Origin of the sequence: Paraburkholderia ribeironis, assembly GCF_900019265.1 — a bacterium.
Lineage (GTDB): Bacteria > Pseudomonadota > Gammaproteobacteria > Burkholderiales > Burkholderiaceae > Paraburkholderia > Paraburkholderia ribeironis.
The window spans coordinates 1-25,890 of record NZ_CYGX02000024.1; the positions used below are offsets into that span (position 1 = coordinate 1).

Genomic DNA, 25,890 nt, shown 5'->3' on the forward strand with positions numbered 1-25,890 from the left:
CCATTGCACGGCGCTTCCCTAGCAGTCCGAGTCCAAGTCCAAGTCCAAGTCCCAGCGTAAAGTCAGCGTGAACTCCCGCGCGGTCGACAATGGTGCCCCCCACTGCCGAACCCACGGCAATCGCCACCTGAATAATGCTGACGAACATGGCCGACCCCGCTTCGGGCAAGTCTGTCGTGCCGCGCTGAATCCATACGCTAAAGCAAAGCGGGAGCGCTCCGAACGCGATTCCCCAAAGCAGCATCCCCGCAGTCTCGCCGATGGTCGAATGTTCAAGCAGCAACATCGAAGACATCGCGCCCAGCAGCAGCAGTACCATCGCGGCGACAGACTTCTTGAGATGGTCCGAGACCACCATTGACGTCAGCGCATTAGAGAAGAAGCCGATAAGGCCAAATCCGAAAAGCAACAGCGTGATGGCACTCAACGAGAAGTCGTGCTCAAGTAGCGGAGCAATGTACGTGTAGGTCGAGAAATGCGCTCCAAAGACGAGCGCGACCATCATCATGCTCAGCCTTGTGTGAGACCGGCCAAGTAGCGTCTTGAAATCGGCGAGACGCAACGCCGATGCCGACGGCAACGAAGGCACCAGGAACGTTTGCGCCAGCAGGGCGAGCGACACCAAGCCCGCAGTGGCAGCGAAAGCCAGACGCCAGGAGGCAAACGACGCGATAAACGTCCCGAGCGGCACGCCGATAACGGTTGCACAGGTAACGCCGGTCAGAATGGTAGCGGTCGCTTTAGCAGCATCCTTTGCTTGCACAAGTCGCGGGGCAGCCGCGGTCGCCAAGGTCCAGAAGCCACCCAAAGCAGCGCCGAGCAATGCCCGTCCTGCAAGCATGACCGAAAGGCCCGGTGCGACTGCACACACAAGGTTCGCAATCAGGAGCACCGCGGTGAGAAGCAGAAAAACGTAGCGGCGGTCCATGCGGCCAGCGCTGACTATGAGCGTCGGTGCGAATATTGCGGCCATGACGCCAGGCGTGGTGACCATAAGACCTGCGACACCCGTTGACACGCCAAGGTCGTGTGCGATTTGCGGCAATAAGCCGACAGGCAAAAACTCGGCCGTCACGAACGCGAACGCGCTCACGGCGACCGCAATGACGGATAGCCATTGACCCGCCGACGTTGAACTTCCTTCCACGGATGCTGGAGCCGTAGGTGTATCGATTTGCATGATGACGCTGATGTCAGGTTGAAGCGCCACACTTTAGGCTGGATTCCACCTCGGAAAAAGCGTCGTCCCTTGAAAAGACTAGCTGGCGTGGCCGAACAATGTCAGTGAGGCTATGGCCGCCTGAGCACCGCCGAGTGATACAAGCTCACTGGCCAGTCCCGCGTGCGCTTTGCCGTAACGTTGGTTTCCACTCAATGCGGACGCACGAAAGCATCGGCAACAGCCATGGCATGCAGAAAAAAAAGACCCATACTGCTGTCAGGTCCCGTAAGGGATGGCTGTCGCAGTCTGCTGAGGCCAATTGAGCCGCCCGGGTCTAAACGACGAGACAGCGGCGCGCGACGGCCATGTGTCTGCCTATCTTTGACTCGGGTACTCGTTATCCGCGGCTGCGGAAACGAAGAGCGCCGCAAATGCCGGCGCTCGATAGGACGTGGTTAACAGAGCCCCCACCTGGTATCAAAGTGTGCTGCGGAGGACAACTTGAAACAGGCCACCTCAACCCGAGCCGTCAGGATGCCCATTTGCGAATTCGTCGCAGGTCAATAGTCGCTGCGATTCCCGCTGCACCTTCGCCTCTCGACGCGGCCGGTCGTTGATGACCTGATGACGCCGGTGGTCGATCATCGTCTTCCAGCCGCGAATTTCCTCCCGCGTTCGAAAGCATCCCACGCACAAACCCGATTTGCCATCAATTCGACACACGTTGATACACGGCGAGTCGACTGCCATTACTCAAGTCGCCGCGCCGGTGGGATTCACCTCGACCGTCACATGCGAGAGTCCCTTGAAGCGCTTGAGAGCCGAATGATAGAAGCTCGGGTTACGCTGCGATTCATTGGTCGCAACCGATACCACCGCGCTCATGTGACCCGGTCCAAGGCGCCACACGTGAAGGTCGAGCACCTTGTCACCGTTGCCTTCAATCACGTGACGGACGTTGTCAGCCATCTTCCGGTCGGGGTTCATGTCGAGCAGAATTCGCCCTGTGTCGCGCATCAGACCGTAGGACCAGTTCGCAATCACCAGCGCGCCGATGACACCTGCGAGCGGGTCCATCCAGAGCCAGCCAAACGTGCGTGCCAGCAACAACCCAATGATGGCGAGCACCGAGACTGCTGCGTCTGCCATCACGTGGATGTAGGCCGACCGGATGTTGTGGTCCCGGGTAGTGGCTTCGTGAACATCGTCATGGCCGTGCTCGTGCTCTTCGAATTCGACTTCATGCTCGCCATCAGGCAACCCGACGATGGCCCTGAACGCGTGCGGTTCAGGAATGTCTTCTTTCGACTCGAAGTAACCGCCCCGGTCATCAAACGCGAACGATTGCCGCGTACCATCAGGCCGTATCGTCGTGACTGAGACGGCTTGCGCATTCAGCTTCGAATTTGCGGCTTCAGGCGTGATGCGAAAAACCGGAGGCACGCCATCTTCAAAGATGGACACTGCGAATACACCGGACGGCGCGAATATGCGTTGGACCTCGTCCTCGTGAGCGTGCTCGTCATGGCCGTGGCTATGACCATGACCATGGCCGTGGCTGTGTCCGTGACTGTGGCCATGATGGTCGCCGCTCAACAACCAGACACTGGCGATGTTCACGAGCAGGCCGACCACGGCGATTGGAATCGCTTCACCGAAATGGATGGGCACAGGCGAGAGGAACCGCGATATCGCTTCGTAGCCAATCAGCAACGCAATCATTGCCAGCACGATGGCACTGGAGAATCCCGCCAGGTCGCCGAGTTTGCCGGTGCCGAATACAAAACGTGAATCGGTAGCGTGCTTGCGCGCATAGGTATAGGCCAGCGCCGCAATCAGCATCGCACCGGCGTGCGTCGACATATGGAGGCCATCGGCGACCAGCGCAAGCGACCCGAACAGGCTGCCGCCGACGATTTCAATCAGCATCATCGCGCTGCACAGCGCAATTACTGCCCATGTCTTGCGCTCGTTGCTTTCGTGGGCATTGCCCAGAAAGATGTGATCGTGCCCCGCTCCAAAAGCGGTGTTTTCAAAATCGCTCATCTACGCCTCTACTTGAAGTAGCTGTGGACCACTTCGATTAACTGCTCCGTCGCACTACCGTCGTGCTTGTCGTCGGCTGCGTCCACGTCGACCAGATGGGTGCGGATGTGGTCCTCAAGCACCACCGCCAGCAGACCGTTCATCGCGCCCCGGCAGCTCGTGATTTGCTGAAGGACGTCGTTGCATCCGCGCTCTTCCTCAAGCGCACGCTCGATGGCCTCAACCTGCCCCTTGATTCGACGGACTCTGTTCAGCAGCTTCTGCTTCTCGCGAACGGTGTGACCCATGATTACCCTCCCTATACCATGGGGGAGTATATTTCAAAATCGGATTCCATATAGGGTGGAGGGGTATATCTCCGCGGAGGTGGCAATCGGCCACTTTGCGGCGGCAAGGGATTGACTATGATTGCCCCTAAAAGCAGCGTCTTCGGAGAGGTCGCTGCCGGTCACAAAGCCGTCGTGAAGGCAATCAGCCCATAATGGACTCGCGCAGAGAATCGCCGTCTCGAGCGCCTTGTCCAGCGCGCTGAACGCGAGTGTTCCGAACACCCGTTAGCGGGCCTGGTGCGTCTCCAGGCCCTTACGACGCAAAGCGCCTGACCGTCGCCGACGGTAACTCGCCGAACATGCGGCGATAGTCGCTTGCGAAACTGCCCAGGTGAAGGAATCCCCATTTCGTCGCCGCGTTGGTCACGGAAAGCCCCAATCGCAGTTCCCGCCTGACGTGGTTCAGACGAACCGCTCGCAGATAGGCGACCGGGTTCAGGTCGAGTGCTTCATTGAAGGCGTACTGCACCGTTCGTCTGCTGACGCCCAGTTCCACGCAGAGTTCGGCAATCGAAAGCGGACATGTCGCAGCGTCGTGCAGCTTTTCCTCAACCGCTTTTACCAGTATCCATTGCCTCACATCGCGCTCACGGCCCGCACCCACCGTATCGGGATAAACGGCAAGCGTCTCCGAGATCGCATACAGGATGGTGCGCTCCAGCAGGCGTTCCCGTTCCTCGGCGTCGACCGGGCGGGCCTGCAACGATCGCGTGCTCGCGGCCATCGCGACGCGAAGCAGACCGCGCAGGTTTTGGGCGACGTCGGCGTCGAGGGGAATCACGGGCGCCAGCGCTTTGGCGCGCAGCGAAGCCGCGACGAGACTGGTCTGCTCCGACGCAAGGCATTGCAATTGGATTTCGACGTTAACCAGAGTGTGCCGGGCAGGCGAATAGAACTCGAACTGCGGCACACTGGAAAACACATGAAGACTGTCGCGCCCGCTCTTTTCGCCGCACAGTCTCGCGTGCCCTTCCAGCTCGAGTGGCACGGCAATCACCAGCCGATCGGGCGCGATGGCGCCTTGCTGATAGATCACCTTGTCGAGTTCTTCGACCAGAAGGCGAACGCCGGCTAGCGAAACGGTCGACAGTGTGCCATGGAATACCCCGCCCGATATCTGCGTATAGGTTGCGGACCAGCCGTCGAACGCCCTCGCCTGTTCGTCTACGTCTCGATACGCGCTATACGACACGGCCTGCGCATGCGAGGCATCCGTGACATCTCCTGTGGTCGGCTGAGCATGCGCTGTCATGGTCGTTCGAAAGTGCCGCCGTGTGCTTTTAATTGTACACAGCCTCATGCCCGAAAATTATTCCTCCTCAGGCGGCGCACTTTCGCTCGCATCCGATCGGGTCACCGAGCCCGATTGCAGCGCCTATACCGCCGAAAAACAATTGTCGACGAACAGATGCGTGCCGTTGACAAAGCTCGCATCGTCGGACGCGAGAAAGAGTGCTGCCGCCGCGACTTCCGATGGATCGCACAAGCGTCCTTGCTGTGCAGATATCGCTGCTTCCGTTGCGTCCACTCCCATCGCCTGAAGCTCCTTCAGTTCGCGCATACCGTGCGGTGTCCGGATGAAGCCCGGCGCGATTGCGTTGCAACGGATTCCCCTGTCGCGGTACTCGACCGCGATGGCGCGCGCAAACATGTGGCACGCGCCTTTGGTGGTGTCGTACAGCACTTCGCCCGGCGTCGCAAGGACGGCGGAAATCGAAGATGTACAGATGATGCTGCCTCGGCCCTTTTCCAGCATCTGTGGCAATACCGCCTTCGTCATCAGGAACATGCTTTTGACGTTAACGCTCATCAGCCAGTCCCATTCCGTCTCGTCAATCTCGAGGAAGGGCTTCACGATGAGCGTACCGGCATGGTTGAACAGGACGTCGGCGTTTCCAAACTGCGCCCGTGCCGCAGCCACTGCTTTCTGTACGTCCGCTTGCCGCGACACGTCGGCTTGCAGGCCGAGCGCGCTTTTGCCGTCATCGCGCAGCCGTGCCGCGAGCGTTTCGGCCGCATCGCCGTCGCGGTCGATAATCACCACGCGGGCACCCTCGGCAGCGAACAGCGTCGACGCCGCCGCACCGCAGCCGCCGGCACCGCCGCTCACGATCGCGACCTTCCCTGCAAGGCGGCCGCCATGGTTCGTTTGAGTCATGCTTGCTCCTGGTGGGCTTGGGGTTCTTAAACGGACTGATCGACGCCCGCCTCGATTTGACGGATACGGTCGAGATTGACTTGCGAACCGAGAACGGGCGGTCCCCTGAAACTCTTACGAACACCGAAGCCGTACCAGATCACCGTGAGCGCCGCCACGAATCCCACCAACACATAGAGCACCTTCTCATTCGGCGCCTGGATGCCGACGTAGGCCAGCACACACGCGCCGACCAGCGCGAGCAACGCACACGGCTTCGACCAGATGCCGAGCTGAAACGGACCTTTCTCGTTCCATGTGCGGCCCTCCGCGAGCATGCCGGACGCAATGGGCATCGCGTAGGAAATGTAAAGAAACACCGCACTGCCTGCGCTCAGGACCGAGAACGCGTCGCCATAGAGCGTCACGACGATAGCGAGCACCGCGCACGTCCAGATCGCTGCGCCAGGCGTGCGATGCTGCTCGTTCACCTTGCGCAGGTACTTCGAACCTGGCAGTCCGCCATCGCGTGCGAACGCATATACCATGCGCGACGTGGACATGATTGCGGCGAGCCCGCAGACGTAGTTGATGAAGAACATCGCCAGTTCGAGACCGACCCTGAGTGCGGGCGGAATCGGCGCGAGGATCGCGCTAAAGAAACCCGTTCCCTGTTTCATTGCGGCAGTCAGATCAGGCATCACGAGAACGAAAGCGCAGACCATGACGTAACCGAACACGGCTGACCAGAACACCGACCCGATGATGCCGCGCGGCACGTTGCGAGCTGCATCGTGCGTCTCCTCCGAGGTGTGGGCGGAGGCATCGAATCCGGTGATCGTGTAAGTCACGAGCAGCAGTCCGGAAAGAAACGCGAGGGGAGTCGCCTGCTTTGGCCAGGCGCTGCCAACAGCGCCCGTGAAGTTGGTGAAGCTGAACAGGCGGTGAAGATCAAACGGGACGGACGAGTAATACAGAAGCGCGGCAACCAGAACGATCGTGACAATGAAGATGAGATAGCCGGCAAGGTCGGTGATTTTGCTGGCTATCCGGATTCCGCGTGCATTCAGGAACGCTTGCGAAACTGTAATCAGCGTCAGAAACGCGGTTTGATGCCACCAGTTGAGGCTGTCGGGATTGACGCCGAACATCGGCGCAATCAGTGTCTTGAAGAATGGATCGTAGGTGCCGAAATTGATCGCAGCGATGACGAAAATGAGCCCAATCAGATTGATCCAGGCGGTCACCCAGCCCCACCATTTTCCGCCGAGAATCGATCCCCAGTGGTAAAGGCCGCCCGCAGTCGGATACGCGGAAGCGATCTGCGACATGGAGACAGCGACGATCAGTGCAAATATTGACCCCAACGGCCAGCCCAATCCGATGGAAGCGCCGCCCGCCGCTGAAAATCCCATCTGGAACGCCGTGATACCACCCGACAGAATGCAGATCACGGAAAAGGAAACGGCGAAATTCGAGAATCCGTTCATGCGCCGCGATAGTTCCTGGGCGTACCCCATCTTGTGGAGCAGGCCAACGTCGCCGTCGGCCGCTGTTTTCAACTGGTGTTTAGTATCCATATGCGCTCCGTCCCGGATGTCACTGTCTGCAGGCCTGGGCTTACCGCGATGCTGCATCGCGGCGCCTGGCTCGGCCTGGGCCATCGGACTCGTACAACTGCCGCCGCGGGAAGCCGCAGTCTCGCTCCGATACGCGGAAGGTAGAAAGCCAAAATCGGAAGCACTATCGGATTTCGGCAAAGGGCGCAAATTGAAGGCGTGCGGGGCCGACTGTCGGCGTATGTTCGTCTTGACGAACGGCGCGACGACGGTATGCCTACCGGGTTTGCACGCCCCCTCGTGCTGGGAGGGGCGCAGCGTGACGCGCCGCAGTAAGCTGCTGAATCGTGGAAGGGCGTCCTTTGAAATCGCACTTTGGAGATTGCCAGTCAAAAGCGCTCCTATCTAGCCACCGTTGCAGTGCACTGTCGAAATTGTTCTGGTTGAAGAGGGGGGCCCGTGGACCAGCCGCACATCGATATCTCTCGTCCAATTCTCGTGGGCAGCTCGACAATATTGTTTTCGGCCTTCGGCTTCGGCTGGGGATACTGCTCGTTTGCGCTACCGGTTAAAGTAATTTGCGAAGAGCTCGGCGCTGCAGATACGAGCGCGAGGCAACTAGCTCTCGCATTTGAACTCGGGAAACAACGAATCCAGCGCGCAGTTCAACAGCGTGCCATCTTCGGGCATGGCAGAGTGATCAGGCTTTCATCTGTTGACCTGCTGCTCGAGCAAGATCACCGCTCTAACACTGCGCGAATACCGGGCTCGTCGGAGGGGTCTGTAATCCAGCAGAAGACTGATGTTGACAGTTTGCGCAACGTCTAAGGCGATCGCCTTTCTCTACGGTCGATCGCAGACCCCTCGGAACGGCCGTCGCCGCCAGTGGGGTCTGCACGCCGGAACAGGGCTGGTTCACGGCTTCGCGTTTGTATGTTGGTTCCGGAACGCCGCCTCTCCGGCGTCCGACACCTCGACCCACTTCTTGTCGGGCGGTGCCTCTGCGACGTAGCTGTCGTGCCAGTTCCACCACTTGTAGGTTGGAGTCTGAGGATAGCCCTCGGGCGAGTCCTCCCAGACCTCTTGCCGACCCAGCGGCGTGATGTCGAGGTAATTCCAGGTGCCCCCCATCTGTTCATCGCCGCGGTTGTTGATGAAGTAGGTGCGGAATACGCAGTCGCCGTCGCGGTAGAACACGTTCGTGCCGTGCCACTCGTCCACGCCGAAGTCAGCGTCGAAGCTGTCCGTGAGGCTGAACCACGGTATCTCCCAACCCATTCGCGCCTCCAATCGCGCGATGTCCGCCTGAGGGGCGCGCGAGACGAAGACGAGAGTGGTGTCACGGGCGTTCAGGTGGGCGACGTGGGCCACCTGGTCGGCCACCATGGAGCAGCCCCGGCAGGCGTGCTCAGGCCAGCCGAACACGCCCGGCTCGAAGAAAGCGCGGTAGACGATCAGTTGACGCCGACCGTCGAATAGGTCCAGCAGGCTGGCCCGGCCCGCAGGCCCCTCAAATGCATATGCCTTCTCCACGGCCATCCACGGCATTCGGCGGCGCTCGGCGGCCAGGGCGTCACGGGCACGGGTCAGGGCCTTTTCCTTCACAAGCATCTGCTCGCGTGCTGCCTCCCACGCCTGCGATGACACGACCGGTGGTGTGAGCATGGCAGGCTGTCCGTCTTTCCTTCCGTTCTCGGCTGATGTAGTCATGGCTTTTGCAACCTCCTGATTTGGGCAAATTCCTGCGCCTCGCGGCTGAAGCGCGGTTCCATCCGCTACGCGTCGCTTGATGTTTGGCGTGAGGTAGTTTGGACCCGTAAACCGAACGTTGGGAGTAACAAGTGTGGCGGTATTTCGATGAAGTCGCTGATTACAGCCGCCGCGCGTGGCCCAAAGCGGGTGATTCCCTGGCGCCTTGAACCGCGTGGTACTGCGCGACGATACTTACGCGCTTGCGGGTCGAGGAAACACCATGGTCGAGCACGGCCCCATTCCGGAACGTCTTCAGATGAGCTCGACATCTGGATTGGGTCATGGACGTGAGCTCGGTCGACGGCGAGCGGACTTCCGCTTCACGCCCTGAGTTGTCGAGAACAAATTGGTATTTCCGGCCGAACATTGATTCACTCTGCCTTTAGCGATACCCTTAAATCGTTCGTGGTCGTCGAATGCTGGTCAACCCGGAGACAACCGTTTCGTGAAACGAGCGTGGGCTTTCTCCTGCATCCTCGCCTTGAGCGCGATCCTCGGCGGATGCGGCAAGAACGGATCGCAAAACGCTGCTCAGGAACCGGGCGCATCCGCGAGTCAGGCGCCGGGGCAGCCGGGGCAGGCCGCGAGCGGCGCACCCGCCGCATCGGGCGCGCTGGCCGCCGTGACCAAGGCGCAGTTGCCGGGGGAAGCAGCCGAAACACTGCGTCTGATCAAAGCGGGCGGCCCCTATCCTTTTGGCGAGGACGGTGTCTTGTTTCGCAACAGCGCGGCATTGCTGCCGCAGCATCCGCGCGGCTACTACCACGCATACACAGTTCGCACGCCTGGCTCGGCGGATCGCGGGCAGCGCCGCATCGTATGTGGTGGACCGCGCAAGCAGACCAGCGACTGCTACTACACCGACGATTACTACGCCAGTTTCAAACGCATTGCAGGATGAATCAGTAGTGGGTCGGTCCCAGCCAACCGCGCACTCTTTGGTCGATGATCGGACCTGGCGCGGTTAGGAACAGACGGTGGCTAACTTTATCCGGATGACCGCAAGCAGACGGATTTCAGACATTTATTCGCCACTATCCCGACACATCACAGAGGCGCCGCTCGCTTCCTTAGCGCTGCCAATTGGTGTTTCGCGTCGTCGAGTAGTACCTTGATCTGCGCGTTTGCGCGAGGGTCGTGCAGCCGGTCGCTGTCGGTTATGTCAGCGGTTATTTCCAATGTCCGGGACATGTCGGCGACATAGTGAAGCAACTCGTCCCTGGTCGCCGCTTCCGGTGCGCCGGGCGGCCGTGCTGTGCCACGAAGGCGAGACACAGAAGATTGACGAGCGGGTTGATGAGCGGGTTGATGAATATCGCGCCGCGTTGTCGAGACCTGGTCAGGTCGGGATGTCATAGCGAGCTTGCAAATCCGCCATGAATTGCCTGATTTCGTCGGAGCATGCGTTCTGGTCATGGTCATCACCCGATCGACGTAAGCCGGTCGTGATCCAGTTCCCTCCATGCTGCCGAGTCGGATCAACGTCGATACCGGATATATGAAGATTTCTGCACACCGGCAAAGACTCGAGATGCTCATTGATGATTCTGAGCAGCTCATCCCGATCAATGATGTGGCGTGACATATCCGTCTCCCCTTGTATACACAAATCCAGGAATGACCCGAACAGCACAACGAATTATAGAAACAACGCCCAAACACTGGGGTATGAATTGAATATCGCCAAGGGAAAGAGAGTAAGCGCGACGGAGGCCGCTGAAATACTCGGCGTGCCTCGCTACGCGATCAGCCGGATGACCGTGGTCCGGCGAGGTCATCCAGCGCTACAAACCAGGCCACAAAACGGGCCTCTACGAACTCGAATCGCTCAATAAATTCCTCGCATCATGCCAATCGAAGCTATTACAAAAGCCGGTCGTCGGCGCCACCGCTGGACGCATGGACTTGGCAAATCGCGGAGCTTGCCGGCATTGCAGTGCCGCTGCGTTCGACCTGTGTGCCAAGCAACCTTGAGGTTGCCTGATCGAACCCAGTCCAGAGGCTCTTTCATATCGTCCGAGAATGTTCGGATCCTCCTTGCCGCGGACGTTATCAGGTCGATCATGAGATCACTCTTGCGCAGCGTGCTAACCATGCAGGATGCTCGTGATGACCCTTGTGCTTCCGTCTCGCGCAGCGGCGCCACGTGCAAGAACCCTTCGATGCACGGCGACGCGACCTGTTCCATTACCTCCGTAGTCACGAGGCGGCACGTTCTTGCGTGGCGTCGTCAGAACCGCCTTTCACGCAAGATGATGCTGGCAATAAACAGGATAACGAAGATGATGAAGAGGATCTTCGCGATGCCAGCGGCACCGGCCGCTATGCCGCCGAAACCAAAAATCCCGGCGATGACGGCGATCACGAAAAACACGATCGAGTAGTAAAGCATCACGCGGCTCCCTGAGGTCATTCGTGGGTGACGCCGAAGGCGCTGAAAATTGAGGTGGCTGTTGTTACGCTTTAACACGCCGCAACTTGCATGCCGCAATCGGGAACGCCGGTTTACGGGAACCGCGCCATTACCCGGGAGCAAATCATGAACAAACCGAAGCACGCCGCCGATGCACTCTGCCGATTGCCCGCCGCCTTTGCTGACGTTGAACCGGGGATTTGGGCAGGCTCGCTGCTTGCTACCCGAAAAGTTAGTCGGGCCCATCATCGGGCCGAATGGCCCGGATGATGACATCGGCAAGGCTCACCTGTAGAGGAATGCGATGACTCAGACTGCTGTCCAGTCCAAAGGACGCGATGGTCCTGTCAAGGAGAGAAGCGCTGAGGTGTCGCTCGATGCCGCCGCCGCGCTGCTCGATCGCTACGCTCATGCGCTCTTCGGCCGCGCCGTCGGCCGGCTTCCGGCGCCGGCGCTCCAACTGGCGTGGCTGGACTGGGCGCTCAGCATGGCGCGCTCGCCAGGCAAACAGTGCGCGCTTTGGCACCAATGGGCACAGGCGTTCTTGCCAGTGATGCCCCAAACCGAACCCGGCTCCGTCGGCGATACCGCGGAGCTTGACCACAGCGTTGATCCGCGTTTCGCCGATCCCGCCTGGGGACGCTGGCCATTCAATCTGCTGCGCGACGCCTTCTTCGAGATGGAGTCATTCTGGAAGAACGCCACCACAGGCCTGCAGGGTGTCACGCCGCACCATGAGCACATGGTTAGCTTCGCTGCGCGGCAATGGACTGATATGCTTTCGCCCAGCAATTGCTGGTGGCTCAACCCGGAAGTACTGCGCGAGATGATGGGAACGGGCGGGCGCAATTTCATCGAGGGCGGGCGTCGCTGGCTTGACGACCAGCAGGAGGTGCTTGCCGGTTACAGCCCGCGGACTTCGCCAAGGCGGTGCATTGCCCACTGTGTCGGACAACATGTCGCGATCACGCCGGGCAAGGTGGTGTATCGCAATGAACTGATCGAACTCATCCGGTACACACCGCAAACCACGACCGTATGGCCTGAACCGCTACTCATCGTACCGTCGTGGATTCTGAAGTACTACATTCTCGACCTGTCGCCGCACAACTCGCTCGTGCGCTATCTGGTGGAACGCGGTCACACGGTCTATATGGTCTCCTGGAAAAACCCGCGTGAGGACGCACGCGACCTCGGGCTGGATGATTATCTTGAGCGCGGTATCTTCGATGCAGTCACGCAGGTGTGTCGGGCAAGCGGCGCCGCCTCAATTCATGCAGCAGGCTATTGCCTGGGCGGGACGCTGCTTGCCATCGCCGCCGCGGCGCTTGCACGAGACAGCGCGACGCCACTCAGGACGATCACGCTCTTCGCAGCGCAGACGGATTTCAGCGAGCCGGGTGAACTCGGTCTGTACGTCGGGTGGAATGAACTTGCGGATCTCGACGCCCTCATGTGGGATCAGGGCTGTCTCGAAGGCACGCAGATGGCTCGCGCCTTCCAGTTGCTCCATTCACGCGACCTGATCTGGTCGCGGATGATGCGGGAATATCTTCTCGGCAAACACACCGTACCGACAGATCTGATGGCGTGGAACGCGGACACGACGCGCCTGCCATACCGGATGCACAGCGAGACGCTACGAGAGCTGTACCTGCGCAATGCGCTGGCCGAGGGTGGGTACTATGTGCGCGGCCGCGCGGTGGCGCTCGCCGATGTCAGGTTGCCGACGTTTGTAGTGGGCACCGAACGGGACCACGTGTCGCCGTGGCGCTCCGTATATAAGCTGCATCTGATGAGCAATGCGGAGATCAGTTTCTTGCTCACCTCGGGAGGGCACAATGCTGGCATCATCTCCGAACCTGGACATCCCGGACGCCGCTATCGCTTCAGTACGCGTCGCAAGAATGCACCCTATCTGGATCCAGACGAGTGGTACGCGCAGGCCGTCGTGCACGAGGGTTCGTGGTGGCCGCGCTGGCAACACTGGCTCATGGCGCATTCCGGCGAGAAAATCGCATCTGGCGCAGCACCGGTCGAGTCCGGGCTGTGCGACGCGCCCGGCACTTACGTACTCGAACCCTAAGAGTCGCTTATGTGGACGCCTCCCGGATTGCAAGCAGGGTTTGCACATCGGTTACAGGTCAAGGCAGCACGCTTATGTCCGGCCCGTTGGTGCAGGCCGTTCGGCCTGCTGGCCCATATGGAAAGCGCTGACGATGCCCAGCGCGCATTGCAGTTCGAGTTCACCAACGGCATCGCGAAACGCCGCATCGTTTCCATAACCCGCATCAGCCGGCACAACCCCGTCCGGGGCACCGCTTTGATCCGCAACAATAGAGTCCGTCATGAACCGATGAAACCGCGCATCGGTGACACCGCAACGGAATAGAGTCCGTCTTCCGCCATTTGTGCATTCGCAAGCCTCGTCTTGTGACGAACGTCCCTAGAACCTGTGCCGAATGCCTAAGCGAAACATCAGCTGTTGATTGTTAGAGGAGTCACCCAGGTTATCGATATCGGCAACTGCCGGCTTACCAAGCGACGAGGTGCCTGACGCGCGCTGCCAACCGGCGCCGAAATAGAGGTCCGTCCTTTTTGAAAGCAGGTAATCAGTCACAAGCGAAACCTGGTGATAGTGCTGGTTTCCCACCGTCGTACCACTAGCCGTAGCCACGCCATTAGCTTTCAGGTAATTGTATGCAATCGCCGCACTCAGGAATGGGGTAAATCGGTACAAGGCACCAACGTCGACGTTATTGAATATTGCCGTGCCATTAAGAAATTCGGGTCCAAGGTTCGCGTACTGCACGTTCGAAAACGATGCTGCGAGGGTTACGGCACCCACCGTATAGTTTGCAGCGGCGATCGCCACCTGGTATGCCTGAGCAGGTACGTAGGCCTTATTCAACGACTGTGAGAGCGGCGATGCCCCGTTGGCGTATGCCGTGAAGATGCCAGCCAAAGCCCGCATCGTCGAAGTCGATCACGCGCACGCGCTCGCCGTCCACGAGAACGTTCTCGGGCACGAGATCCGCGTGGATCAGGCCGAACTGCGCATCGTCCTTGCCATACGCGCGCAGGTCGGTCCAGATCGCCTCGCGCACGCGCTCGAAGAGGCGCCGTTGCGATCCACTCAGCGGCTCCAGTTCCCAGAAGCGCCCCCACAGCGGCTCGTCGCCCGCGATCCCTTCCTCGCACCAGCTGTGCCGCCTGAAGCCCGCAGGCGGCCGCCATGCGCTCGTGTGGTTGTGCATGCGCGCCGCCATGCCGCCTAGCGTGCAGTAGCGGCCCGCGATGTCCTCCTCGCCGCCGTCGAGGCCCGATTCGAGCGCGCCGAGCTGCCGCCCGTCGACCCATTCGAGCACGTCGACCTGACGGCCCGCCGGCAGCTCGTCGCTATGCACGCGCTCGAACGGCCGCCCTGCGCTCGACTTCATCACGCGCGGCACTTCGACGCCCGCGCTCGCGAGCGCCTGCATCCACTCGAACTCCGAGTGCAGCGCGGCATCGTCGTGATAGCCGAGCCTGTGTATGCGCAGCACCGCGCGGCGGCCGTCACGGCTAGCCACACGAAACACGGCGTTCTCGCGTATCTTGATCGGCGCGATCACGCAGTCGCCAAGGTCCCAGAGCGCGAGCGCCTGCGTGGCGAGACGTTGCAGCGCGAACGCGTCCTCCGACGCGCACGCGTCTTCTGTACGGGTCATCGCGATCCTCTCAGAGGGAATTGAGCACGGCGTCGAGGGTGTCGATCAGCTGATCGGCGTTGGCCGTCGAAAACGGCATGGGCGGCCGGATCTTGAGGATGTTGTCGTGCAGGCCGATACGGCTGATGAGCACGCCGCGCTCACGCATCGCGTTGACGACGCGCCGCGCCACGCTGCCGGCCGGCGCCTTGCTTGCCCGGTCCTCCACCATCTCGACGGCGAAGAAGAGGCCGCTGCCGCGCACGTCGCCGATGGCCGCATGCTTCGCCGCGAGCGCACGCAGGCTCCCGATCACGTATCGGCCCACGGTCTGCGCATTCTGCTGCAGCCCTTCCTCGGCGATCACGTCGAGCACCGCCATGCCCGCCGCGCACGACACGGGGTTGCCCGCGAACGTGTTGAAGTACATCGGATTGCGCTCGGCGAAGTCTTCGATCAGTTCCCGGCGCGCCACCACGCCCGCGAGCGGATGGCCGTTGCCCATGGGCTTGCCCATCGTGACGATGTCGGGCGTCACGCCAAGCTTCTGATGTCCCCAGAAATGCGAGCCGAAGCGGCCAAAGCCGCCCTGCACTTCGTCGGAGATATAGACGCCGCCCGCGCGGCGCACCTTCTCCACGGCGCGCGCAAGATAGCCTGCGGGTACGTCCGGCAAGCCTTCGCAGGAAAGGCCCGAGCACATCAGCAGGCCCGCGACGCGCACGCCGTCGGCCTCGAACGCGTCGATGGCTGCCTGCACCTCTTAGCTCGAAAAAATTGTCGAACCATTTCATACTTGTCGTCCTGTCGTTCTGATCTGTAATGTCGTGCTCAGGCGTGCTGATCTGCGTGATCCGCATTGACGAACTCCTGCAGCGATGCAACTCCGCGTTCCTTCGCTTCGAACAGGCTTTCGAGGTGTTCGCGCGAATTCACCAGACCCTTCGCGCGGACCTTGCCCGTTTCGTCGATGAGGAGTGCATAGGGCAGCTTGCCGATCTGGTAAGCGAGGCCCAGCTCCTGCGAGAGCACATATGGGAACTGGCTCAGGCCGAGCTTCTTGTAGAAGGCCGCGTGTTCGGTGGTGTCGCCGTCGCTCGCGAGCACGATGTCCGTGGCTGTTTCGCGCGCCTGGATCGACGGCAGCAGCGGCAGCAGCTTCTTGCACACCGGGCAGCTCGGCGAGAGGAAGAACACGAGCGTGCTGCGGCCCACGGGCGAGATCCCGCCCACCTTGAGCTGGCGGCCGTCGAGCGCGCTCAGCTCGAACGACGGCCCCACGGTGCCGACGGCCGGTCCCTTGTCGATCATCAACGCGCCGACGGGCATCATCCTTTCGTACAGAATGCCGATCTGGCGCACGAGCGCGAGCGAGATGGCGCCGAGCGCGAGCACGCCGAGCCACAGCAAAGCGTTAGAGATCAACAGTGCGTTTTCCATTACGAGTTCCTCAGGTGATTCAGCTTGGGACGGTTGGCGAGCAGCACGTCCAGGGTAAAGAAAGCGGCAACGGCGAGAAGCGTCGCGCCGAGCACGCTCAGGTAGTCGAACCAGACAACCGCGCGCTCGCTTTGCGGCACACACACCAGCGCAGCAAGCGCGGCCAGCAGCAGCGTGCGCGCCACGTGCGCCCAGCCGATCGAGTGGGCCACGGCGTCGCCCGACTGGCGAAAGCCATTGCAACCACAGTCGATGTCGGTGCGCCCGCGCGCCACGTTGATACCAAGAGCTAGCGCAAAGAGCACGAACAGCAAGGCGAGCGCGAACGGCGTGACCAGCACATGCGGCAGCAACCGGAAGCCCGCGACGGCCTGACGCAAATCGGACTGGCGCGTCACTTTCGGCAGTGCGAGCGTCAAGGTGATGATCGATGTGGTAGCAAGTGCAACTGTCGAGACGACCGGATCGACGACGAAGCTGGTGTTCATGGCATGCACCTCGTCACGGATTGATCAGCAGCGACGACGTCGTGCCCGTCTGCTTGTGAACGCGCTTGAGCTTGCCCGTCGCCGCGTCGGCCACGACCACGTCGGAGTTCGTCGTGATGCCGTAGAAGAGCGGATGCGCGTCCTCGCTCACCTGGATCGATAGGAGCGGATCGATCTTCAGGTCTGCGAGTTTCCAGCGCGCGATGCGCTTGTGCGTCTTCAGGTCGAACACCCAGACTTCGCTCGCGGGGTCCTTGTGCGAATCTTCGGTACCCTTGTGCATCGCCACGAAAAGACGCTGCGTCGGCACGTGCAGCGCAGTTTGCTGCAGGCCGCCCGGGCGCCATCCGGCCTTCGCCTCGTCCGGCGTTACGAGAGACCATGGTGTGCCGAACACGGGCGCGGGGCCGCTGAAGTCGGCGCTGCGCACCTTGCCGTTGAAGGTGGCGAACCAGTATGTGTTGCCGCTGCGCGATGCGTTCACGAATGCCGGATCTTTTGCGACATCGATGAACGGATCCGACAGCTTGCGGCTCTTCTCCTTGCCGTTCGTGCCGAGCACGACGGTCAACGCCTTACCGCTTTCGCACAGCGACGTGAAGCGGTCGTCACCCGAAGGGTAGGCGAGCACGCAGCCATCCGTATCGATCTCGGAAGCGACCTGATGCGTGGCCGTGTTGACGACGGTGACCGACATGGCGGGTGTCACGTTCGCGACGCAGAGCCACTTGCCGTCGTGAGAAAGCGCCGTGTTATACGGCGACGGCACGCTTTGCGCGTGCTTCGGCGGGATCACGACTTCGCCCGTAACCTGAAGCGTCGAGTTGTCCGTCGTTTCGACCACATCCGTGCGCGCGCCATGCGAGCCGCGGGCGAAGTAAGTGGTTGCGACGTAGGTCGTCTTGTGGTCGGGGCTAATCGCGAAGCCGGCATCGATCTGGCCGAGAAAGCGGTCGCTGTCGCCATCGAGAACGTACGTGCGCGCGTCCGTCATCGAGCTGACGTTGACGTCCAGGACGTATATCTGGTGCGGGCTGTACGCCGGCATCTTCGCGATCGTCAGGTCCTCAGCCTTTTCGACCGCGAGCACGTGGGCCGATATCGCGGCGCCGCTCACCATCAGCAGCGCCCATCTCCATTTCCGTAGCATCTCTTCTCCGCAAGAACATTCGTGTTGGCCTTGCGAAATTTAGCTGTAGAAAAATGCGGAACCAGCTCCCAAATCGGCAAACGATCGCCATATTTATTACGTATTTCTTACGAACCCGATGACGCGCTTACAACGCGCCATAGCGCATTTTCCTGAAGCTATGAATAGCCGGGATGACCCGTATGCGCGAGACGCGGCTTACGCGCCCTGCCCGACTTCTTCGCCGATCGCCTGTTCGACGCCGGGCACACAGGCTTCGAATAGATCGCGCGAGCCGAACATGCGCGCGGGCAACAGAACCGCTTCCGCGGCATTGATCAACAGGAGCGCGACATTGATGCGGCGGTCCGTATGGCGAATGACCGCGAAGTTGTGACGCGGGAGTGCGCCGTTGAAGCGCGGGTCGGCGCTCACGATGTCCTCGTCGTCGTGCAAGCCTTCGAGCTGCGCGCCTGGGACGACGCACCAGCACTCCGGCAGACGCATGAGCACGTCGGGCACGTCACCGAAATCGGAAATGACCGACGCGTGCGAGTTGGGTGCACGCCGGAACCAAAGTGGCTCGCCAGTCGCTTCGACGTGAAGCGCCGCGACTGGATACAATAAAAGCCCGTTTTCCATGGGTAATGAGTAGCGTTGGATCCCGCAGCCTGATCGGGTCGGATGATCCCTCAAAAATCCGGCCGCCGCTATATGACGGCATTCGGTTTGCCGATATTGGAGGTTGGGGACGTCAAGCTGCCGCGGGGGCAGGCTTTCCCGCGCACCGCGAGATGGCAGGCGTTCCTTGCGTGATTTCGCCAGGTTAAACCCGGCAAATTCCAACACTGGGCATCGCCTGTGTAATCAGGCGTCTGCCCAGTCCGATAGCAGACGCCCTTGTCGTATACGGCGAGATTTTGGGGTGGGTTCCAGAAGCCGATGAAGCGGAAACACGTCATACCTGACGGGGCATTCCGGCGACTTCAATCCTTCCGCATGCGAACCACTAACGCGAGCAAGCGGGCACGCATTTCCTCGGCCGGCAAGTGCGTGAGCCAGCCGTGACCCGGAAGCAACCAGTCGAAGCGATACGCGGATAGCTTGCCAAGCGATTCGGTGAGCTCAGACCATGAGTACCAGCACGCGTCCCTGAACGCGACGAGGTCCCGCGCGTGCGGGCTCCAGGCGAGCGAATCACCCGAGAACAACACGCTGTCATCGAGCAGGTACACGACGCTACCGCGTGTGTGCCCGGGCACAGGGATCGCGCGCACGCCGGCCGCAACGTCCGTCGCCGATCCATCGTCGAGCACGTCCGTTGCATAGGGCGCAGCCGACATGTCTTCCCGGTGAATCCAGACACGCGCGCCGAATTGACGGGCGTATTTATCTGCGTCCGCGACGTCGTCACGATGCGACAGAAGGATGTGCGCGATACCGCCGTTGTCATCAAACCATTTCACGAGTTCGGCCGCATAGCGTGGTGAGTCGATCAGCAGATTGCCGTCCGGACGCCCCGCAAAGTAAGAGTGCGCGCCAAACGACGACCGTGCGTTAAATCCGCAGCGCCACACAGCCGACGTGATCGGCTGTGGAAAGATCGCGGCGCTCGGACGAGGCTGCTTCGTTTCACTGCGTACCGACCCCGTAGGACATACGAACACCGCACGCCAGGCAGCGACGTGCTCTTCGGGCGTAACGGGCTGCCGCACGAAGACACTCTTGTCGTTTCGTTCGACAATCAGCCCAGGCGCGACGTGACGCGATGCACCGCAATTGATGCACGCTGTGTCTATGTACCACTCGCCTGGGACGGCGTCGGCGAGGCAACCGGTCGGCCATTGAAACGGTTTGCATGCGCAAGGTCACCGTGAGGTGTCACCCCGTCGACGATCGTTGGCGTTTCGCGGTACTCGGACCGATGGTTACGCGACCACTAAAGTGCAACTGCCCGTATGGTCGTCGCGTTGCAAGGGTCATCAATAACTATAGCGCTACAGAAGCGAGTCGATAGCTGTTCGGAGACAGGGGCGCCGGGCATCTTTCCTGCGTCGACGCATCGAACAGGAAGAATCCAGCTTGCGGCAATGTGTCGTTCAGCGACGCTACGCGCGACGGCGCGGCCGCCGCGTGTCTAGTCATCTTCATCAGGATTGGAGGTCTTCATGTCTGCCCTTTCTCCCGATCTAAACAACCGCGTTGCCCTGGTGACCGGTGGTTCGCGAGGCATCGGACGCGCGATTGCCATCTCGCTTGCTTCAGCTGGTGCGCAAGTCGCCGTCAACTACCGACGGCGAGGTGATGAAGCTGCCCAGGTCGTTGCTGAAATTGAACGCGCCGGGCGCCGTGCGATTGCCATATGCGCCGACGTATCGGTGGGAGATGACGTCAAGGGGATGATAGCGGAGGTGGAAGACCGTCTTGGCGCCGTCGATATACTCGTAAACAACGCCGGCACGGGTAAGTCCTTCGACCTCGACAATCTCACGGAAGCGGAATTCGACCGGACGCTTGCGGTCAACCTGAAGTCGGCGTTCCTGTGCACGCAGGCGGTGCTGCCGGGCATGCGAACACGGCGCTGGGGTCGCATCGTCAACCTCTCGTCGGCCGCTGCGCGCGGAGCCGGCCTGGTCGGCGTTCACTACAACGCCTCGAAAGCGGGCCTGGAGGGTCTGACGCGAGGGTATGCAGCGCGACTCGGGCGCGAGGGGATTACCGTGAATGCGGTGGCGCCGGGACTGATCGACACTGAAATGGCCGCGCCACTGAAGGCAGCGAACGTCGCGGAGCGACTGCCAGTCGGACGGCTCGGCGATGTGGACGAGGTGGCACAGGTCGTACTGATGGTCGTCGGCAACGGGTTCATCACGGGCCAGACGATTCCCGTCAACGGAGGCGTGATTTTCATATGAGCCTCCAGCCGGTTCGGTGCGAGATCGTCGCTGAAGTGACGTGGAGCAGCGAAACATTCCGCCGAACCTCGCTGATTGCATTGCTTCGGATGCAGGGCTAGCTCGCGGTTTCGGAAGCTACTCCCCATGCGCTGCGAATCTCGATACCGATCAGTCTTCCGCCGCCGGTTGTCACTTGCTCGCGTTCGCATAGCGCTCGCGACTACGCTAGCCGCTCCGTCGTGCGGGAGGACAGCACTCGGACCCGGAAGAGACATTCGTCCGTACCGAAAGCCGTCACTCACCTTGCTCGTTGATAAACGAGCGGGCCATCGGCCCGCGCATTTGCGGGCCAACCGAATGACCGATCCGCCCTGCTGGTCACTGCCGCTATGTGGCGTTCATCGCGAAGCCTACCCGTGATGTACTCACTTCATTTTCTCGAGTCGCTGGCTAACGGCTGTTTCGCAAGGTCAACTGATTCGCCACCGACCTGACTCCGCGCACCGACCTTGCCGCGTTGCCGGCGAGCGCGATCTGCCTGTGCTCAGGCACCCATCCCGTGAGCGTCACGACGCCGAGGCGCGCCCTGACCCGAATCCCTGTAGCATCCAGGCTCGGTGTCCGCCTGAGAGCGCTGCGGACGTCACGACTCACCGCACTATCCGGCCTGTTCTGAAGCCGCGACGTCGAGTACGCCACCCGATGCACTGTCGTGCCAGCACCCGTGTTCCCACCCGTGTGCGCGCCCGCATGGATCGGGCCACAACTCATGGGGACCATAACCAGGATCGTGTAGATTTTGACGCTCGCACCACTCACATTCATGCCCCTTCAGCAAAAGACGATAGACCCACAAGTCCGCAACTTTGCGGGCGGTCTTCGTGTAGGTTCGTCGGTATCGGTGAATGACTCAAGGGGTCGGCTATGCCTTCTGCATGGAGCGAGGCACGCGATGCGATCCGACGTAGCAGACCGTGGGACTCAGTGCGGCCCAATAGCAGTCCATCACGAACGTCTCATGTTGGCGTAAACAATCGGCGTATGCACAATCGCTATCAATGACGAAAATTATTGTTACAGCAGCCCGTACAGATATCGTCATCGACCATGTGGCTTAAAATTTCGTATAACGCGATACACTTCACCGACAGTTAGCAGCACGCCCGTGGTGAATTCGTACCATGGTGCGAGCGATGTGCTCGCCAGTGCGTATTAATCGCTTCTCGTCACATACGGCCGCGAAAACATGAGTGTCGAAGAAATTACAAAACTTATCGATTCGGTCTCGAGGCTTGTCTCAGCACTAGTCTGGCCAGCTCTAGTCGCCTTCGCACTGATTCGATTTGGACCTACGCTAAAGGACTTCTTGCGATCATTAGGGGAGTTTTCGTTTAAAGGGGCAGGCTTTGAGGCTTCGGCAAAGCTCAAACAGGTCGAGGTGACTGCTGCACTCGTCGCGGCAGCGGCAAATCGTCCGGACGTTGAGCAACCAGAGCTAGCTGCTAATGAAGCGAAAGATGCAGTAAATCTGGTGCAAGACGAAGTAACGCCTCGTCTCCTACGCAAGGCTTCCAGGTCAACGATCCTTTGGGTCGACGACCGTCCGGAAAACAATAGCTATGAGCGCCAATCGCTTGAGGCGCTCGGGATCACATTCGTACTGGCTCGCTCAACCGACGAGGCGCTCGAAAAGATTAGAGCAGACAACTTCATGGCAATCATTTCCGATATGGGACGCCCACCCGATCCTCGCGCCGGCTATACATTGCTAGAAAAACTTCGCGCTTCGGGGAACCAGACGCCATACATTATTTACGCGGGCTCACGTTCATCGGAGCACCAGGCGGAAGCACGCAAGCGCGGTGCAATTGGTTGTACAAATCGGCCTCCGGAACTCTTCGAGTATGTTCTAAAAGTTCTTCGCGCTGCTCGTTGATTGGAGATCGCAGGGGACGTCGATGCCTTCCCGTCACGTAGTCTACGAGTAACGGTCGCCCCAAAGCTAAGGGTTAAACGTCCGTTTTCTGGCAACTCAACTGAGTGCTTGAACTCCCGCTCAGGGTCGAAATTGTGAGTTCGTCGATCCTAAAAGTTGCCGTCCGGCGCATGACGCCGCCAACGTCAGCATCCGCGACACGACACTGTTGACGCAGAACACAGCCCCGCCCAGTGGCGGCTTTGGCCGAGAATTCGCCAACGATTTCATCTCGCGAGTGCCCGTTGTTCTCCGAGACGCGACGCACGATCGCAAGGTGGTGACAGGCTGGAACGGACAGCGCCATTGACAGCGACGCGCGGCGAAGCAACCGTATGAAAGCGGCACACTCGTGTCACGAAAGCAGCGCCAGAATATCAACGTTGAAACTGAAGCTCGCCGTCGCCGCGCCGAAACAGATCCGCGCACATCGTGCCATCAGTCTCGTGAAGCGTTGGAGGGTGCGGGAGAGAGGCCGGGCGATAGCCATGCCACGCGAACTCAGCGCAAACTTCTAACCTGGTCCGGCGTGACACTTCCAGCAAATCGGTTGCCGAAATGGGTTCTCGTGTAGTTGACGACAGCAGCGACCTGATCATCATTCATCGCGTCGCCAAACGACGGCATCGCCTTTCGGCCGTGCAGTACGCTGACGATGACGTAGGGTGCTACTTCGACTGCCGGGTTGTCAGCGAGCGCCGGGTAGTGACCCGCGCCCTGGGCGCCTTTTCCATCCCGCATATGGCATCCCGCGCAGGTAGCGTTGTAAAGCGCTTCGCCGGTTTTTTCGGTGAAGCGGTCGCCCGGCGAAATCGTGAAAGTGCGTGGTGCGTCCTGTGCCACGGCCTGAGGCGACACCGTCGCGGCTCCCATCAGCAAGGCCATCAGCATCACGCTGAGGATCAGGGTCGGCCTATCCATTGACGATTCTCCGATGCAACCGAGTGATCGCATCCAGTGACGACAGCACGGCGCCTTCCTGCCATGCCGGGATATGGGAAGCGTGCTCTCCGGCTAGGACGATCCGTCCGTCGATCTGACAGAGATTCGCGTAATGCGCTTCTCTCAGCGCATCCGTCCATGCGGCGAAGCAGCCATTCGTGAACGGTGATCGGCTCCAGCTCATCGCGAAGCCGTTCTGGTACTCGCGCGCATACTGCGGATGAATCTGGCTGCCCTGGCTCAATGCCACCGCGATCCGTTCGGCAGGGGGCAGCGCACCCATCTCATAGCTGGCGGGCCCCCACATGTAGGCGCCGAGCAGCACCGCAGGACCGATCGATCCGTAACCTGTTGCCGGATAGCCGATCGTCGAGATCGGCAGGTCAGTATGCGTGATGCCGCCGTAGATCTGCTCGTCTTCTTCCCAGAATCGTCGGCCGAATTGCAACCCGATTTTCACCGATGTCTCGTAAGGCACCGCATCGATCGCGGCGCGCATGGCCGGGCCGACCGCAATGTCGATCTGACTAAGAATCGACAGCGGAATGGTGCACACCAGCCAATCAGCGTACGCGTTCCGTTCGGTCCGGGTGGTCGTATCGGTATAGCGCACTGTGACGCCTTGCTCGTCCTGCAAGATGGCCGTGACTCTGGCGTTGAACACTACGGCGCTCGCGACCTGCGAATGAAGCGCATGGGCAATCCTGTCCATGCCGCCGACGGGCTGGAAAATAGTGCTCTGGAAGTCCAGCTCGTTTCCAGACGAGAGCCATTGCCACAAACGCGATGCAAGCAAGGGGTCGCGCGGGAGCAGATTCGACGGCACCGCCTCGGGCATCAGACCACCGCCATGTGCGGTCGCGAATCCGCGGCGTTCACTGCTTCGCCGGCCCGCCTGATAGCGACCATCCCCACCGAGCGCACCCCATTGGCGCAGGGATTCGAGTAGCAGATGCGCATCTTCGACTGACAACGCATCATCGAGTGCGTCCTTTCGGATTGCTTTGGAAAGCAGCTCGGCGATATAGCCTTGATAGTCGGTCTGCACCGCCCGGAATCGTTGCGGCTTGCCACCGAAAGCCTCCGTCGAATGCAGGTATGCGTTGTAATTGACCTGAATGAACGGCTCGAGCCGCACCTTCAGGCGTTTTGCATAGTCGAGTACGCCCTGGTGGTGATACGGGATGCGCCACGGCCCTGGGTTCAGATAGAGCCCGTCAGCGAATTCGCAGTACTGGGTGGCACCGCCGAGTTCTGTATAACGATCACCGCCCCTGACAGTCCAGGCCCGACCACCCGCGCGGTCGTTGTACTCGAGCACCTGCACGTGGTAGCCCGCGTTCCTCAACTCAAAGGCCGCGACGAGGCCAGCCATGCCCGCGCCGAGCACGAGAATTCGCGTTCCTTCGGTCGCGCCATCGAGTCTGATCGGTCCGGCGTAGGTCGAGGTAGCGGCGAACCCCAACGTGTCCATACCTTGCATCATGGCGGCCGCGCCGAGGTTCTTGCCGATCAGCGTCAGCAGGTGCCGGCGGCTCATCGTATTTGCGGTCATTCTCGACATAAGGACGTGATGCCCCGACTGGAGAGATGCGATGGCGAACGAAATCAGATGGCATCCCAGATTGCAAAGGCCCGAGTCATCGGGATTTGTATGCTTGGCGATTGCGTTTGGGCGTACTGAAACGGACTAGTTCATTTTATGCGATCACCCGTCGAGGGTCGTGAATCGAACACCAGAAGCACCGGTGGTGAGCGCGCGAAGTTGGTCGTCACGCGCCCGTTTTTGGCGCGAACGTCAGGAGGCTGCCTACTTCCACTGAAATCGAGCTTGCACGCGTTCGACCTGCGCATTGCCGGCAAGCAGTCCTCCGCGATGAGCACAGAGTCAGACTCCGATCAGCCGATGGAGTCTGACCTGGAAACCAGGCA

26 protein-coding genes and 1 pseudogene are annotated in these 25,890 nt (G+C 60.5%); 5 read left to right on the forward strand and 22 right to left on the reverse strand.

Features of this window, described 5'->3' with window-relative positions; translation table 11 throughout:
* The 7 genes from BN2475_RS11470 to BN2475_RS11500 all read right to left on the reverse strand — a co-directional run.
* On the reverse strand, nt 1-1,180 hold a 1,180-nt coding region (locus BN2475_RS11470), incomplete at its 3' end, for an MFS transporter (protein ID WP_143325773.1).
* A gap of 498 nt (nt 1,181-1,678) precedes the next feature.
* On the reverse strand, nt 1,679-1,912 hold the full coding sequence (locus BN2475_RS11475; RefSeq protein WP_094779648.1) for a DUF1289 domain-containing protein: 234 nt from the start codon (nt 1,910-1,912) through the stop codon (nt 1,679-1,681).
* Between the two features lie 3 nt (nt 1,913-1,915).
* Nucleotides 1,916-3,208 carry a CDF family Co(II)/Ni(II) efflux transporter DmeF gene (gene dmeF / locus BN2475_RS11480; RefSeq protein WP_094779649.1) on the reverse strand — a complete coding sequence of 431 codons (1,293 nt, stop codon included), beginning with the start codon at nt 3,206-3,208 and terminating at the stop codon, nt 1,916-1,918.
* 8 nt (nt 3,209-3,216) lie between these two features.
* Nucleotides 3,217-3,495 (reverse strand): metal/formaldehyde-sensitive transcriptional repressor, encoded by a 279-nt coding sequence (locus tag BN2475_RS11485; RefSeq protein WP_094779650.1) that lies wholly within the window; start codon nt 3,493-3,495, stop codon nt 3,217-3,219.
* 295 nt (nt 3,496-3,790) lie between these two features.
* A complete protein-coding gene (locus tag BN2475_RS11490; RefSeq protein WP_094779651.1) occupies nt 3,791-4,789 on the reverse strand; it encodes a helix-turn-helix domain-containing protein in 999 nt (332 codons plus the stop codon).
* A 123-nt stretch (nt 4,790-4,912) separates the two neighbouring features.
* Nucleotides 4,913-5,695: an SDR family NAD(P)-dependent oxidoreductase gene (locus BN2475_RS11495; RefSeq protein WP_094779652.1), complete on the reverse strand. Its 783-nt coding sequence runs from the start codon at nt 5,693-5,695 to the stop codon at nt 4,913-4,915.
* Between the two features lie 26 nt (nt 5,696-5,721).
* Nucleotides 5,722-7,254, reverse strand: a complete 1,533-nt coding sequence (locus BN2475_RS11500; RefSeq protein ID WP_094779653.1) for an amino acid permease — start codon at nt 7,252-7,254, stop codon at nt 5,722-5,724.
* Nucleotides 7,255-7,692: 438 nt separating this feature from the next.
* Here BN2475_RS11500 and BN2475_RS11505 point away from each other — a divergent pair, with 438 nt between their 5' ends.
* Nucleotides 7,693-8,061: a hypothetical protein gene (locus tag BN2475_RS11505; RefSeq protein WP_094779654.1), complete on the forward strand. Its 369-nt coding sequence runs from the start codon at nt 7,693-7,695 to the stop codon at nt 8,059-8,061.
* A gap of 87 nt (nt 8,062-8,148) precedes the next feature.
* Here the strand turns inward: BN2475_RS11505 and BN2475_RS11510 are convergent, their stop codons facing one another.
* The gene (locus BN2475_RS11510; protein ID WP_162494328.1) at nt 8,149-8,943 is read right to left on the reverse strand and encodes a DUF899 domain-containing protein; all 795 of its coding nucleotides are present in this window, start codon (nt 8,941-8,943) and stop codon (nt 8,149-8,151) included.
* A gap of 487 nt (nt 8,944-9,430) precedes the next feature.
* On the opposite strand from BN2475_RS11510, the gene BN2475_RS11515 reads away from it, so the two are divergent.
* Nucleotides 9,431-9,886 (forward strand): ribonuclease, encoded by a 456-nt coding sequence (locus BN2475_RS11515; RefSeq protein ID WP_094779655.1) that lies wholly within the window; start codon nt 9,431-9,433, stop codon nt 9,884-9,886.
* Between the two features lie 438 nt (nt 9,887-10,324).
* On the opposite strand, the gene BN2475_RS11520 is transcribed toward BN2475_RS11515, so the two are convergent.
* The gene (locus tag BN2475_RS11520) at nt 10,325-10,570 is read right to left on the reverse strand and encodes a hypothetical protein (RefSeq protein ID WP_143325774.1); all 246 of its coding nucleotides are present in this window, start codon (nt 10,568-10,570) and stop codon (nt 10,325-10,327) included.
* 645 nt (nt 10,571-11,215) lie between these two features.
* Nucleotides 11,216-11,377, reverse strand: a complete 162-nt coding sequence (locus BN2475_RS11525; protein ID WP_094779705.1) for a DUF1328 family protein — start codon at nt 11,375-11,377, stop codon at nt 11,216-11,218.
* A gap of 325 nt (nt 11,378-11,702) precedes the next feature.
* On the opposite strand from BN2475_RS11525, the gene BN2475_RS11530 reads away from it, so the two are divergent.
* Nucleotides 11,703-13,484 carry a PHA/PHB synthase family protein gene (locus BN2475_RS11530; RefSeq protein WP_094779657.1) on the forward strand — a complete coding sequence of 594 codons (1,782 nt, stop codon included), beginning with the start codon at nt 11,703-11,705 and terminating at the stop codon, nt 13,482-13,484.
* A gap of 87 nt (nt 13,485-13,571) precedes the next feature.
* Here the strand turns inward: BN2475_RS11530 and BN2475_RS36330 are convergent.
* The 9 genes and pseudogenes from BN2475_RS36330 to BN2475_RS11575 all read right to left on the reverse strand — a co-directional run.
* Nucleotides 13,572-13,730 (reverse strand): annotated as a pseudogene (locus BN2475_RS36330) (transposase); the annotation flags it as partial.
* Nucleotides 13,731-13,844: 114 nt separating this feature from the next.
* Nucleotides 13,845-14,273, reverse strand: a complete 429-nt coding sequence (locus BN2475_RS11540) for a porin (protein ID WP_245841266.1) — start codon at nt 14,271-14,273, stop codon at nt 13,845-13,847.
* A 28-nt stretch (nt 14,274-14,301) separates the two neighbouring features.
* Entirely contained in the window at nt 14,302-15,108 is an 807-nt protein-coding gene (locus tag BN2475_RS11545) for a phosphotransferase enzyme family protein (protein ID WP_094779659.1), read from the reverse strand.
* A 10-nt stretch (nt 15,109-15,118) separates the two neighbouring features.
* Complete coding sequence (locus BN2475_RS11550) at nt 15,119-15,847, reverse strand: aminotransferase class III-fold pyridoxal phosphate-dependent enzyme (protein WP_245841267.1); 729 nt, start codon at nt 15,845-15,847, stop codon at nt 15,119-15,121.
* A 71-nt stretch (nt 15,848-15,918) separates the two neighbouring features.
* Nucleotides 15,919-16,527 carry a methylamine dehydrogenase accessory protein MauD gene (mauD, locus tag BN2475_RS11555; protein WP_094779660.1) on the reverse strand — a complete coding sequence of 203 codons (609 nt, stop codon included), beginning with the start codon at nt 16,525-16,527 and terminating at the stop codon, nt 15,919-15,921.
* A complete protein-coding gene (locus tag BN2475_RS11560; RefSeq protein ID WP_094779661.1) occupies nt 16,527-17,015 on the reverse strand; it encodes a MauE/DoxX family redox-associated membrane protein in 489 nt (162 codons plus the stop codon). The genes mauD and BN2475_RS11560 overlap by 1 nt, the downstream gene beginning before the upstream one ends.
* Before the next feature lie 13 nt (nt 17,016-17,028).
* The gene (locus BN2475_RS11565; RefSeq protein ID WP_094779662.1) at nt 17,029-18,165 is read right to left on the reverse strand and encodes an amine dehydrogenase large subunit; all 1,137 of its coding nucleotides are present in this window, start codon (nt 18,163-18,165) and stop codon (nt 17,029-17,031) included.
* A gap of 198 nt (nt 18,166-18,363) precedes the next feature.
* Complete coding sequence (locus BN2475_RS11570) at nt 18,364-18,993, reverse strand: hypothetical protein (RefSeq protein WP_245841269.1); 630 nt, start codon at nt 18,991-18,993, stop codon at nt 18,364-18,366.
* A 137-nt stretch (nt 18,994-19,130) separates the two neighbouring features.
* On the reverse strand, nt 19,131-19,943 hold the full coding sequence (locus BN2475_RS11575; protein WP_094779664.1) for an MBL fold metallo-hydrolase: 813 nt from the start codon (nt 19,941-19,943) through the stop codon (nt 19,131-19,133).
* A gap of 369 nt (nt 19,944-20,312) precedes the next feature.
* On the opposite strand from BN2475_RS11575, the gene BN2475_RS11580 reads away from it, so the two are divergent.
* Nucleotides 20,313-21,059, forward strand: a complete 747-nt coding sequence (locus BN2475_RS11580) for an SDR family NAD(P)-dependent oxidoreductase (RefSeq protein ID WP_094779665.1) — start codon at nt 20,313-20,315, stop codon at nt 21,057-21,059.
* Nucleotides 21,060-21,491: 432 nt separating this feature from the next.
* On the opposite strand, the gene BN2475_RS11585 is transcribed toward BN2475_RS11580, so the two are convergent.
* Nucleotides 21,492-21,866, reverse strand: a complete 375-nt coding sequence (locus tag BN2475_RS11585) for a BON domain-containing protein (RefSeq protein ID WP_094779666.1) — start codon at nt 21,864-21,866, stop codon at nt 21,492-21,494.
* Between the two features lie 421 nt (nt 21,867-22,287).
* On the opposite strand from BN2475_RS11585, the gene BN2475_RS11590 reads away from it, so the two are divergent.
* Entirely contained in the window at nt 22,288-22,977 is a 690-nt protein-coding gene (locus BN2475_RS11590) for a response regulator (protein ID WP_094779667.1), read from the forward strand.
* 540 nt (nt 22,978-23,517) lie between these two features.
* Here the strand turns inward: BN2475_RS11590 and BN2475_RS11600 are convergent.
* Both BN2475_RS11600 and BN2475_RS11605 read right to left on the reverse strand, forming a co-directional pair.
* The gene (locus BN2475_RS11600; protein WP_245841283.1) at nt 23,518-23,907 is read right to left on the reverse strand and encodes a c-type cytochrome; all 390 of its coding nucleotides are present in this window, start codon (nt 23,905-23,907) and stop codon (nt 23,518-23,520) included.
* Nucleotides 23,908-23,929: 22 nt separating this feature from the next.
* Nucleotides 23,930-25,498, reverse strand: a complete 1,569-nt coding sequence (locus tag BN2475_RS11605) for a flavin monoamine oxidase family protein (RefSeq protein ID WP_245841273.1) — start codon at nt 25,496-25,498, stop codon at nt 23,930-23,932.
* Nucleotides 25,499-25,890 lie beyond the last annotated feature (392 nt).